The 13,337-nt window shown below is 61.9% G+C and carries 7 protein-coding genes; all 7 read left to right on the forward strand.

What is annotated here, in order from left to right; genetic code table 11:
- The first annotated feature begins 82 nt into the window (after positions 1-82).
- Entirely contained in the window at positions 83-1,651 is a 1,569-nt protein-coding gene (locus ACYVJ0_RS00170; protein ID WP_460815200.1) for a type I restriction-modification system subunit M, read from the forward strand.
- Positions 1,648-2,889 carry a restriction endonuclease subunit S gene (locus ACYVJ0_RS00175; protein ID WP_460815202.1) on the forward strand — a complete coding sequence of 414 codons (1,242 nt, stop codon included), beginning with the start codon at positions 1,648-1,650 and terminating at the stop codon, positions 2,887-2,889. The genes ACYVJ0_RS00170 and ACYVJ0_RS00175 overlap by 4 nt, the downstream gene beginning before the upstream one ends.
- A complete protein-coding gene (locus ACYVJ0_RS00180; protein WP_460815204.1) occupies positions 2,886-6,083 on the forward strand; it encodes a type I restriction endonuclease subunit R in 3,198 nt (1,065 codons plus the stop codon). The genes ACYVJ0_RS00175 and ACYVJ0_RS00180 overlap by 4 nt, the downstream gene beginning before the upstream one ends.
- On the forward strand, positions 6,076-7,326 hold the full coding sequence (locus ACYVJ0_RS00185; RefSeq protein ID WP_460815206.1) for a hypothetical protein: 1,251 nt from the start codon (positions 6,076-6,078) through the stop codon (positions 7,324-7,326). The genes ACYVJ0_RS00180 and ACYVJ0_RS00185 overlap by 8 nt, the downstream gene beginning before the upstream one ends.
- The gene (locus ACYVJ0_RS00190; protein ID WP_460815208.1) at positions 7,316-9,271 is read left to right on the forward strand and encodes an ATP-binding protein; all 1,956 of its coding nucleotides are present in this window, start codon (positions 7,316-7,318) and stop codon (positions 9,269-9,271) included. The genes ACYVJ0_RS00185 and ACYVJ0_RS00190 overlap by 11 nt, the downstream gene beginning before the upstream one ends.
- Before the next feature lie 126 nt (positions 9,272-9,397).
- Positions 9,398-11,353 carry an ATP-binding protein gene (locus ACYVJ0_RS00195; protein WP_460815209.1) on the forward strand — a complete coding sequence of 652 codons (1,956 nt, stop codon included), beginning with the start codon at positions 9,398-9,400 and terminating at the stop codon, positions 11,351-11,353.
- Between the two features lie 298 nt (positions 11,354-11,651).
- A complete protein-coding gene (gene rpsA, locus ACYVJ0_RS00200; protein ID WP_460815211.1) occupies positions 11,652-13,115 on the forward strand; it encodes a 30S ribosomal protein S1 in 1,464 nt (487 codons plus the stop codon).
- The last annotated feature ends 222 nt before the right edge of the window (positions 13,116-13,337 follow it).

Here is a 13,337-nt window from a genome sequence, read left to right on the forward strand (position 1 = left end):
GAAAGTATCCATCTGTACCCGGACACGGCAACGCGGCGAGGCCGCGAGTTCGCCCGCGCTCACCTCACAGGAGTAGACCCGCATGGCACCCACCACGAAGGAAGCCCAGCGCGCTGAGCTGCACAAGACGATCTGGCGCATCGCGAACGATCTCCGAGGCTCCGTCGATGGGTGGGACTTCAAGAGCTACGTGCTCGGGATGCTGTTCTACCGATTCATCTCCGAGAACCTGACTGCGTACATCAACAAGGGCGAGCGCGAAGCCGGCGACGAGTCCTTCGACTACGCGAAGCTGCCTGACGATCAGGCGGAGTTCGCTCGCCGGGACGTCGTGGCGGAGAAGGGCTTCTTCATCCTCCCGAGCGAGCTGTTCGTCAATGTGCGCCGTCGCGCCGCTGAGGACGAGAACCTCAACGAGACGCTCGAGCGCGTGTTCAAGAACATCGAGGGCTCCGCGCTTGGCACCGACTCCGAGGATGATCTGAAGGGGCTGTTCGACGATCTCGACGTCAACAGCAACAAGCTCGGCTCCACCGTCGCCCGTCGCAACGAGAAGCTCGTGAAGCTGCTGGACGCCATCGGCGACCTGCCCCTGGGGCGCTTCGAGGACAACTCGATCGACCTGTTCGGCGACGCCTACGAGTACCTGATGCAGATGTACGCGGCGAACGCGGGCAAGTCCGGTGGTGAGTACTACACGCCGCAGGAGGTGTCGGAGCTGCTGGCGCGCATTGCGGTCTCGGGTAAGAAGTCGGTCAACAAGGTCTACGACCCGGCCGTCGGCTCGGGCTCGCTGCTGCTGAAGTTCGCCAAGGTGCTCGGCAAGAACAACGTCCGCCAGGGGTTCTACGGGCAGGAGATCAACCTGACCACGTACAACCTGGCGCGGATCAACATGTTCCTGCACGACATCAACTACGCCGACTTCAACCTCGCCCACGGCGACACCCTGATCGACCCGCAGCACTGGGACGATGAGCCGTTCGAGGCGATCGTTTCCAACCCGCCGTACTCGATCAGGTGGGAGGGCGATGCCAATCCGCTGCTCATCAACGACGAGCGGTTCGCGCCGGCCGGTGTGCTGGCGCCGAAGTCGAAGGCCGACCTCGCTTTCACGATGCACATGCTCAGCTGGCTGGCGGTCAACGGCACTGCAGCCATCGTTGAGTTTCCTGGGGTGCTGTACCGCGGGGGAGCGGAGCAGAAGATCCGCAAGTACCTGATCGACAACAACTACGTCGACGCCGTCATCCAGCTGCCGCCGGACCTCTTCTTCGGTACCACCATCGCGACCTGCATCTTGGTGCTCAAGAAGTCGAAGAAGACCAACGACGTCCTGTTCATCAACGCCTCGGCCGAGTTCCAGCGCGTCGGCAACAAGAACAAGCTGCTGTCGGACAACCAGCAGAACATCCTCGGCGCCTACGAGCGTCGCGAGGACGAAGACCACTTCGCGAAGCTGGTGAGCAACGAGGACATCGCGGACAACGGCTACAACATCGCGGTGTCCAGTTACATCGAAGCCGAGGACACCCGCGAAGAGGTCGACATCACCGAGCTGAACGCCGAGATCGCACGCATCGTCGCCCGCCAGGCCGAGCTCCGCACGGCGATCGACGAGATCGTGGCTGACCTGGAGGGCTCGAAGTGAGCCGGATCGATGACCTCGTCGCAGACCTCTGCCCCCACGGGGTCGCGCTGACGGCGCTTGGCCAGGTTGGCGTTTTCGTTCGAGGAAACGGGCTTCAGAAATCGGACCTTCGCGAGGAGGGGGTTCCGGCAATTCATTACGGCCAGATCCACACCCATTACGGTGTGTGGGCTACCGAGGCTAAGTCGTTCACCGAAGAGGTGATCGCTGCGAAGCTTCGTCATGCACACCCTGGCGACCTGCTGATCGCGACGACCAGTGAAGACGACGCCGCCGTGGCGAAGGCTACTGCCTGGCTCGGAGCCACCGATGTTGTCGTGAGCGGTGACGCGTACATCTACCGTCACGAGCTCGACCCGAAATATGTGTCGTACTTCTTCCAGTCGACCTCTTTTCAGGATCAGAAGCGCCGATTTATCTCGGGCACGAAGGTCCGCCGCGTCTCCGGTGATTCCCTAGCGAAGATTCAAATCCCCGTCCCGCCTCTCGAGATCCAGCGTGAGATTGTGGGAGTATTGGATAAGTTCACTCAGCTGGAAGCGGAGCTCGAAGCGGAGCTGGAAGCCCGTCGCGCGCAGTATGAGCACTATCGGGAGGACCTGCTCGCCTTTGGTGATTCGGTCACCAAAATTGCGCTCGGTGATGTTATCGAGGAATTGCGAACCGGTCTTAATCCCCGCCAGAACTTCAAGCTGAACCCGCCCGGCGCAACGAACCATTACATCACAGTTCGCGAGCTCGCCGGATTTACGGTACGCCCAACAGAGAAGACTGACCGAGTGGATGATGCTGGGTTGGCTCGCATTCAGGCGCGCTCCCGTTTGCGAGCCGGCGATGTCTTGTTTTCAGGCACTGGAACGATCGGCCGGACGGCGCTGGTCGCTGAGGAGCCCCGCGATTGGAACATTAAGGAAGGCGTCTACGCATTGACTCCGAAGAAGGACATGATCCGTTCGCGGTTCCTGATTCATCTCTTGCGCTCCGGAGGCATTCGTACGCGTATCTTGGGGGTTGCAGATGGATCGACGGTTGCGAGCGTCTCTATGGCTTCGCTTCGCCGGGTACTCGTGCCGGTACCGACCCTCGAAGAGCAAGATCGGCTCATATCGCTACTCGATAACTTCGAGAGCCTCACTAACGACTTAACCAGTGGTCTCCCCGCGGAGCTCACGGCTCGTCGCAAGCAGTACGAGTTCTACCGTGATCGGCTTCTGACCTTCAAGGAGCTCCTGGCATGAGTGACGCGCCTGCTCGCAAGTACGACCCGATCGCTGTCTCCGCCGAGAGCACGGTCGTCGCGGAGTATGTTCCGGATGCTCACGCCGAGTCTGCCTACCAGTCAGAGGCGGACCTCGAGCGCGAGATGATTCGTCTGCTCGAGGCACAGGCGTATGAGTATCTGCCGGTGATCTCCGAGGCACAGCTGGTGGCGAACTTGCGTGTGCAGCTGGAACGGCTCAACGGCATCACTTTCTCGGATACCGAGTGGGAGACGTTCTTCACAACGAAGATCGCGGGTCAGAACGACGGCATCATCGAGAAGACAGTGCGCGTCCAGGAGGACCATGTCCAGATCCTGAAGCGTGAGGACGGTTCGACGAAGAACATCACGCTGCTGGACAAGACGAACATCCACAACAACCATCTGCAGGTCATCAACCAGTACGAGATCGGACAGGGTGAGGGCGGCGCGAAGTACGCCAATCGCTACGACGTGACGGTGCTGGTCAACGGCCTCCCGATGGTGCACATCGAGCTGAAGCGCCGCGGGGTCGACATCCGCGAGGCGTTCAACCAGATCAACCGTTACCAGCGCGACAGCTTCTGGGCCGGTTCTGGCCTGTTCGAGTACGTCCAGTTGTTCGTGATCAGCAACGGCACTCTCACCAAGTACTACTCGAACTCGACGCGTTCGAAGCACCTAGACGAGCAGAAGAAGGCAGCCAGCGGCGGCAAGGGGAAGAAGACGAGCAACTCCTTCGAGTTCACATCGTGGTGGGCCGACGCACAGAACAAGCCGATTCAGGATCTGACGGCGTTCGTGAAGACCTTCTTCGCCAAGCACACGCTGCTCAACATCCTCACCCGCTACTGCGTGCTGACCGCCGACCGCGACCTGCTGGTCATGCGGCCGTATCAGATTGTCGCGACGGAGCGGATCCTGCAGAGGATCGAGATCTCGACCAACTACAAGCGACTCGGCACGATCGACGCCGGCGGTTACGTCTGGCACACCACCGGCTCCGGCAAGACGTTGACGTCGTTCAAGACGGCGCAGCTGGCGTCGAAGCTGCCGAGCGTCGACAAGGTGCTGTTCGTCGTGGACCGTAAGGACCTCGACTACCAGACGATGCGCGAGTACGACCGCTTTGCGCCGGGTTCCGCGAACAGCAACACGAGCACGAGCGTGCTGGCGGAGCAGCTCACGAAGCCCAATGGCGCAACGCTCAAGAACGGCAAGACCAACCAGCCGATCATCATCACGACGATCCAGAAGCTCGCCACGTTCATCAAGGCGAACAAGGGGCACGAGATCTACTCGGGCCACGTCGTGATCGTGTTCGACGAGTGCCACCGATCGCAGTTCGGCGACATGCACGAGGCCATCACGAGGGCGTTCAAGCGCTACAACCTGTTCGGCTTCACCGGCACCCCGATCTTCGCCGCCAACGCCGGCACGGGCGGCAACCCGACGCTTCGCACCACGGCACAGGCCTTCGGCTGCTTCCAGCACGGCGACCCGGCCACGTGCCCACCCGAGCCGCACCAGATGGCGATCCACACCTACACGATCGTCGACGCCATCACCGACAAGAACGTCCTGCCGTTCAAGATCGACTACGTCAACACCGTCAAGGTCGGCACCGTCATCGACAAGCAGGTACCGGCAATCGATGCCGAGAAGGCGCTGCTCGACCCCCGCCGCATCAGCGAGATCGTGAAGTACACGCTCGAGCACTTCGATCAGAAGACCAAGCGAGACGTCGCCGGCTACGAGCACTCCATCGTCACCAACGTCGCCGAGTCGGTCCGCACGCGGAAGGCACTCGAAGCGATCCGCGAGAAGAAGCGCATCCGCGGCTTCAACGCACTTTTCGCGACCGCCTCCATCGAGGCCGCCAAGCGCTACTACAACGAGTTCCAGGCGCAGATGCTGAGCCTGCCTCCCGATCGCCGACTCAAGGTGGGCGTGATCTTCAGCTACGGCGCGAATGAGGAGCAGGCGGACGGGATCCTCGACGACGAGGCGTTCGACACCGAGGGCATGGACGGGAGCTCTCGGGACTTCCTCGAGTACGCGATCAAGGACTACAACTTCCTCTTCGGCACCAGCTACGACACCAGCGCCGACAAGTTCCAGAACTATTACAAGGACCTGTCGCAGCGGATGAAGAACCGCGAGATCGACCTTGTCATCGTGGTCAACATGTTCCTGACTGGCTTCGACGCGACGACGATGAACTCCCTGTTCGTCGACAAGAACCTCCGCGCCCACGGCCTCATCCAGGCCTACTCGCGCACCAACCGCATCCTCAACTCCGTCAAGACCTACGGCCACATCGTCGCGTTCCGAGACCTCGAGGACGAGACCAACGCCGCGCTCGAGCTGTTCGGCAACAAGGGCGCTCGAGGGGTCGTGCTGCTCAAGCCGTTCGACGACTACTACAGCGAGTACGCCGACAAGGTGACCGAGATGCTGGCGAGCTTCCCGCTCGGGCAGCCGATCATCGGCGAGGCCGCGCAGAAGCAGTTCATCCAGCTGTTCAGCGCCATCCTCCGACTACGGAACATCCTCACCGCGTTCGACGAGTTCGCCGGCCAGGACCCGCTCACGGATCGGCAGTACCAGGACTATCGCAGCGTCTACCTCGACCTTCACGCCGAGTGGCGCCCGAAGATCGACGGAGACAAGGAACTCATCAACGACGACGTCGTCTTCGAGATCGAGCTGGTGAAGCAGGTCGAGGTCAACGTCGACTACATCCTCATGCTCGTCGAGAAGTACCGTGAATCCTTCGGCGACGGCGAGGACAAGGAGATCCGCGCCCAGATCTCCCGCGCCGTCAACGCCAGCCCGAGCCTGCGCAGCAAGCGCGACCTCGTGGAGAACTTCGTCGACTCCATCTCCGTAGGCGGCGCCGTGGATGAGCAGTGGAGCGCGTTCATCGCGGCGAAGCGTGAGGCGGAACTCAACGCAATCATCGAGCAGGAGAACCTTAAACCTGACCAGACGCGCGAGTTCGTCGATAGTGCCTTCCGTGACGGCCAGCTGCGGACGACAGGCACCGAGATCACTCGCATCCTGCCGCCCGTCTCGCGTTTCAACCGCGAGGCTGGTCACGGCGAGAAGAAGAAGCGCGTGGTCGAGGCACTGACCCGGTTCTTCGAGCGGTTCTTCGGGCTTGGCAGCGGGGGTGCGAGCAATGAGTAGCGAACTGCGTGTTACGGGCCCGTCTACCGGCGCGGAGCCGGCCGCCGGGCTCACTGTCGAGCGCTTGCGCACGATCGTGCAGGATTCGCACTTGAGCTTCTTGATCGGCGCTGGTACCTCTAGCCCCTTTTTCGAGCAGCTCGGGGACATCGAGAACGTGCTCACCAGAGTTGGCGACTACGTCACTGGCTATCCCGAGGCGAACCTCGTGCGAGCGTCACTACAGGGCTACTTCTTTGACAAGGTCTTGTTGCCGAACCTGCCGCTCCTTGCTCGCGACCCCGCGGCGCGCTCCCTCATCAAGTCCTACTCCCGATTCGTCAGCACTATCAACCGCATCCTGCTGAAGCGACGCAGTACGTTGCTCGGCAAACAGGCGAACATCTTCACCACTAACGTTGATCTGGCGTTCGAAGTGGCCCTTGAGCTACTCGAGATCGACACGAACGATGGCTTCTCGGGCAAGCTTCGCCCGCGCCTGGATCTTGGCGAGTACGGCACGCTTCGAGTGCGCCAGGGAACGCACTATGAATACCGATCAGAGATCCCGGTCGTGAACCTGTTCCGGATCCACGGTTCAGCAGCCTGGCGTCAGGAGGGCGACGAGATCTACTTCGACCACGAGCTGTCGGTCGTAAAGAAGGTTCAGGAAGCGTTCGACGTAGCCGTCCGCGCCGGAAGCCTCTTGCCGATCGTTGTACCCGACGACGTTGATGAAACGAAGCTGATGGCAGCTGCTTCGGGTAAGAGACTTGACGCAGATGGGCAGGCATTCACGGATGCGTACCACGAACTGAGCATCGTCAATCCGGAGAAAACGAAGTTCGCGACTACCGTCCTGAACAAGACCTACTACGAACTGATCCGTCGACTCGCGAATGAGCTTGAGAAAGAGAACAGCGCTCTACTCGTCCATGGCTTCTCCTTCCGCGACGAGCATCTACTCGATCTGGTGTTGCGTGCGGCTCGCGCCAACCCGACGCTGCAGGTCATCGTCTTCTGCTACTCGCGCGGCGCGCGAGACGGCATGCGTGTTCTCTTCCCCGACGAGCAAGTCAAGAACAACAACATCCTGCTCGTGGCGCCGCATGAGCCGAGGGACGGGGGCGACGAACGGAAGATCGACCTCGACGTACTCGTCGACGACTACCTGACGCCGTTGTTGTCTGAGAAGCCCTTCACGGCCGACCACGTGATCGAGCTGAAACTGAATAACTCCTCGGGAGCTGGCAGTGACGCCTGATGACGAGGCGCACCTCCAACGCGATGCCGTTTTCAGCGTCGGCAAGGTCGTATCGGTAGAGGGGCGGCGTGTTCGCGTTGCCGTTGACAAGCTCAAGAACAGCTCTCACCTGATCTACAAGGGCGATATCGTACGGAACGTCGCGGTGGGCAGCTACGTCAAGATCACGAAGGGGTTCAACGAGCTTGTCGCAGTCGTCGATGGTGAGAGGGTTGACGAAGACCGGTCGGCATCGAAGGACTACCGGCGCTCGGCCGATACTTTCAGCAGAGCACTTGACGTCAGTCTGATCGGCTACCTGGAGAACGATGAATTCTACCGTGGCGTTCGCGAGATGCCCCTGCTGGACAACGAGTGCTTCATCCTCACTGAGGAAGAGTTTGAGGCCATCCACACGTTCACGGGAGATGGCGACATGTCTCTCGCCGTCGGTGTGCTGGCGATGGAGCCTACGCAGAACATCAAAATCGCCGTTGACGGGATATTTGCGAGCCACGTCGGCATCTTCGGGAACACTGGTAGCGGCAAGTCCTACACTTTGGCGAAGCTCTATCACGAGCTCTTCGCGAGATTCGGCGACCAGCCAGCCTTCGCCGAGCGGTCCCAGTTCGTCCTTATCGACTTCAACGGCGAATACGTCAACAGCGACGACGGAGACGTGCCGTCTTCGTCAGTGATTGCGGGCGAGAGCCTGAAAGCGGAGTACAAGCTGTCCACGCGCCGGACAGATGGCGACAGGCTCCCGCTGCCCAAGTCAGCGGTTCATGACCCGACGTTCTGGAACATCCTTCTGGATGCCACCGAAAAGACACAGGCGCCGTTCGTCAACCGGGTGCTCAAGAGCGAGTATTGGGAGGAGCTGATCGAGAGCGGCGACGACCTGATGGCGGCGATCACGAACCTCTTCATCAGCGCGACACACAACACGGACCCGTCCGTGGACCGGCGACTGCCGGTGAACTTCCTGGAGCAGATCGCCTGCCTCGGCGCCGCGGCCTCCGATGACTTCGGTCGACTGATCGAGGATGTAAACAACAACCTCGACTTCCGGAGCGGACAGTCTAACTCGTTCTACTGGAAAGCCACCGCGGAGTATGCCAACGCCGCGAACCCGACGTGGGATGCGAACATTCGAGCCCGGTTTGGGCGCGTCGCACAGGACTTCAGGTCGATCACCGACGTGGATCTTGTCCGGTTCAAGTTGGTCATGCAGTTCTACCGCGATATCATCCACGGATTCGCAAACCGTGAGCACATCGGGCCGCTGATCAAACGGCTGGACGAACGGATCGATGGCATCAAGAGACTCATCGTCGTGTCGGACGACATGGTGGCGTCAAAGCCTCTGACTGTGGTTTCTCTCCGCGACGTCAATCTGGACATGCGGAAGGTGCTGCCGATGATCTTGTGCAAGCACTTGTACGAGACGAAGAAGGCCGCTCCTCGGGCAGACGATGGTTACCTCAACCTGATCATCGACGAAGCGCACAACATCCTCTCGTTCGAATCGGCGCGCGAGAGCGAGGCGTGGCGCGACTACCGCCTCGAAACATTCGAGGCGGTAGTCAAGGAGGGCCGCAAGTTCGGCGTCTTCCTGACGATCGCGAGTCAGCGTCCCCACGACATTTCGCCGACGATCATCTCCCAGCTACACAATTACTTCCTGCACCGTCTTGTGAACGACTTGGACATCCGAGCGGTCGAGAAGGCGGTGGCCTATCTGGACCGTGTGTCCTTCGAGTCCTTGCCGATCCTCCCAACCGGCGTGTGCATTATGGCGGGCGTATCGGCCCGGGTTCCCGTAATGATGAAGGTTAACGAGATGCCCCCTCAGTACGAGCCAAACAGCCGCACGATGTCGGTGACTCACACGTGGTCAGTTCCGGTTCCAGCCGCAAGCGCTGAAGATTCTGATGAGTTGGCGGACGAGGACCTCCGGTTCTGATACGGCGCAGTCGGATCTACGGCGAAGGCGAAGTCGGGCGCGTTACTTCTGCAGTCGCCCTACGTTGTGAGCCGTGGGATCTGATCGCTTGCCACCGAAGTCCCCGGTTATACCTAGAGTGGGCACGTGAGAGATCTCGTCCTCCAAGCCAGCCCCGACTTCGTAACCCGCCTGGCACGCGAGCACGACCCGGTGAGGGCCGTAGCCGAACTGATCTGGAACGCCATCGACGCCGAGGCTGACAACGTGCGCGTAGTGCTCAACCGGACGGCCATGGACGCCATCGAGTCGGTGGTCGTCGAAGATGACGGTCACGGCATCACCTCGGACGAGGTCGAAGCTGCCTACGGCCGCATCGGCGGATCGTGGAAGGCGCTAGCCACGACTTCAAAGAACGGTAAACGTGGTCTTCATGGCAAGCGCGGCGAGGGGCGGCTGCGGGCATTCGCCCTCGGCGGTCGTGTCGCGTGGCGCAGCGAGAGTGTGAACGCTGCGGGAACTCACGAAACTGTCATTATCGAGGGCTCTCGCGATAGCGGCCACGTCTTCCGCTGGGAGGCGACTCCTTCAGCCGCCACTAGGACCGGGACCATGGTCACCGCCTGGAACGACGGCGTACGAAGTCTGACCGCGCTGCAGAGCGAGAAGACCCTGCCGGCGCTCCGCGCGCACTTCGCGCCCGTGCTGCTCAACGAGCCTGGCCTGACGGTCACCTTCGATGAGTCGACACTCGACCCGAAGGACGAGATCGTCGCGGATGAGTCGTTGGAGGCTCCCATCCCGGGCCACCCGGACAAGCCGGTCACCGTCCGAATAATTGAGTGGCGCAACGGAACCCACCGTGCCCTGTACTTCGGGAAGGACGACCGCCACTTCGTCCATGAAGCGCCAGGAGGTGACGTCGAAGGCGTCTTGCCGTTTTCTGCCTATGTCACGTGGCCCCACTTCTCCGAGGATTCGCTCGCTGTTCTGGGTCTCGGAGAGCTCGTTGACGACGTCTCTGGCGCGGTGTGGAAGGCGGCGCAGAGGGCGATCCGCGAGCACTTTGCCGCCCAACGCCGAGATCAGCGGCGCAAGCAAGTCTCGAAGTGGAAAGAGACGGGCATCTATCCATACAAAGAGGAAGCCGAGAGCGAGCCCGAGAAGGCGGAGCGAGCGCTGTTCGACGTGGTCTCAAGCGCCGTCGTCCCTCGTGTCTCAAAAGGCAGGGCCAACGAGAAGGTAGTGCTTAACCTCGTTCGGGACGCGCTGCGGACGGACCCCGAGAACCTCGGCGTGCTCCTGTCGGAGTACACGGCCCTCTCCGAAGAAGACCGATCGGCGCTGACGCGGCTGCTGACCGAGTCGACGCTCGCCAACGTGATTCGATCGACGAACCTTGTCACGAGTCGGAACAAGTTCCTTGCGGGTCTCGAGCATCTGCTGTTCGATCCCGTTGACTCAGACAAGGTCGGTGAACGAGATCACCTTCACAAGATTCTTGAGCGAGAGCTCTGGCTCTTCGGCGAGGAGTACCACCTGATGAGTAGTGAGCGCAGCCTCACCGAGCTCCTGCGCACGCACCTCAGGCTCGAGGGATTGCCCTCGGCGGGAGTGGAGCCCGTGAAGCGGTGGGATGGCAAGTCCGGCCGAACGGACCTCCATTTCGCGGCGAAGTTCCAGGAACACGACCGGGTCCGGCACCTCGTCGTAGAACTCAAGGCTCCGGGGATCACGGCTTCTCGCAAGGAGCGCGACCAGCTCGAGGACTATATCAACGCGGTCAACAGCAACGCGGCGTTCGCAAGCGACCGTGCCGTTTGGGACTTCATCCTGCTTGTCACGGACTTCGATGACCTCGTGAAGAACAGCATCAAGAGCGACGACCGCGAGATGGGCCTGCTGTTTGAACCGGAGAAGCAAGCAGGCCATCCGCAGGTGCGTGCCTATGTCCGCCGCTGGCGGGACGTGATCGACGAGAACAAGCGGCGCCTCGAGTTCGTGACGTCGGCTCTCGAGCACGACCCTTCGGTCTCCGACGGGCTCGCATACCTGCGCGAGCACTACGGCGACCTCTTACCGTCCGCGGAGGAAGCCGCATAGCCCGCCCCTGGACGGGTCGAGATGTGATCGAGTTCGTTTGCAGCGAGCGCCTGTTACAAAGCCTTGAGCGCTGCCAAGCAAGGATCTGTACCCCGGGAATCCCCCCCGCACCGCCCGCGTTCCCTCTGGTAACCTGAAGTGTCACGCGTGTGCGTGGGGTCTGGCGTGCTCGCCGGGCAGGCCCACCGCGTGACGTACGACAACCAACCAGACCGCTTCGGTTCATCCACGGTTCCGCACGTCCGTGAGGGATCCCGATCCGAGGCCCGACTCCAACCCCATAAGGCAAACCAACTACATGACTAACGCAACGACCGCCCCGGCCACCAAGCAGGTCGCGATCAACGACATCGGCTCTGCTGAGGACTTCCTGGCCGCGGTCGAGAAGACTCTCAAGTCCTTCAACGACGGCGACATCATCGAGGGCACGATCGTCAAGATCGACCGCGACGAGGTTCTGCTCGACGTCAGCTTCAAGACCGAGGGCGTCATCCCCTCGCGCGAGCTCTCCATCAAGCACGACGTCGACCCCAACGAGGTCGTCAGCGTCGGCGACGTCGTCGAGGCCCTGGTTCTCCAGAAGGAGGACAAGGAAGGCCGTCTGATCCTGTCGAAGAAGCGCGCGCAGTACGAGCGCGCCTGGGGCGACGTGGAGAAGATCAAGGAGAACGACGGCGTCGTCACCGGCACCGTCATCGAGGTCGTCAAGGGCGGCCTCATCGTCGACATCGGCCTGCGCGGCTTCCTGCCGGCCTCGCTCATCGAGCTGCGCCGCGTCCGCGACCTCACGCCGTACCTCGGCCAGGAGATCGAGGCGAAGATCCTCGAGCTCGACAAGAACCGCAACAACGTCGTGCTCTCGCGCCGCGCCCTCCTCGAGGAGACGCAGTCGGCCACGCGCACGCAGTTCCTGAACAACCTGCACAAGGGTCAGGTCCGCAAGGGCGTCGTCTCGTCGATCGTCAACTTCGGTGCGTTCGTCGACCTCGGCGGCGTGGACGGCCTCGTGCACGTCTCGGAGCTGTCGTGGAAGCACATCGAGCACGCCAGCGAGGTCGTCGAGGTGGGCCAGGAGGTCACCGTCGAGATCCTCGAGGTCGACCTCGACCGCGAGCGCGTCTCGCTGTCGCTCAAGGCGACGCAGGAGGACCCGTGGCAGGTCTTCGCCCGCACCCACGCGATCGGCCAGATCACGCCGGGCAAGGTCACCAAGCTCGTTCCGTTCGGTGCGTTCGTTCGCGTCGCCGACGGCATCGAGGGCCTCGTGCACATCTCGGAGCTGTCGAACAAGCACGTCGAGCTCGCTGAGCAGGTCGTCTCGGTCGGCGAGGAGGTCTTCGTTCGCGTCATCGACATCGACCTCGACCGCCGCCGCATCTCGCTCTCGCTCAAGCAGGCGAACGAGATGGTCGACCCCAACGGCACCGAGTTCGACCCGGCGCTGTACGGCATGACCACCGAGTACGACGAGAACGGCGAGTACAAGTACCCCGAGGGCTTCGACCCCGAGACCAACCAGTGGCTGGAGGGCTTCGACGAGGCCCGCCAGAAGTGGGAGGACGAGTACGCCGCCGCGCAGGCTCGCTGGGAGCAGCACAAGACGCTCGTCGCCAAGGCCCTCGAGGCCGAGGCCGCTGCGGGCGACGACTTCGGTGGCGCCGCCGCCGCGGGCCAGAGCTTCAGCTCTGAGTCGGCCGGTGCCGGCACGCTCGCCGACGACGAGGCCCTCGCCGCTCTGCGCGAGAAGCTCGCCGGCGCGTAAGCAGCCGCTCTAGTTCAAGAGGCCGGATCCCTTCGGGGGTCCGGCCTTTTGGCGTATCCGGGCGGATCGCGGGGCGCGGTGTGCGGATCGTGGGGTGAGGATCGCGGGGCGGATGTGGCGATCAAGCCCACCGCGTTTTCGCCCTGTGGAAAGCGCTCGTGACTTATCCCCAGCTCGTACATTTCTTCGATGGTTGTCGGTGGTGGCTGGGAGAATCGGGGT

The sequence above is a fragment of the Microbacterium petrolearium genome, assembly GCF_054782875.1.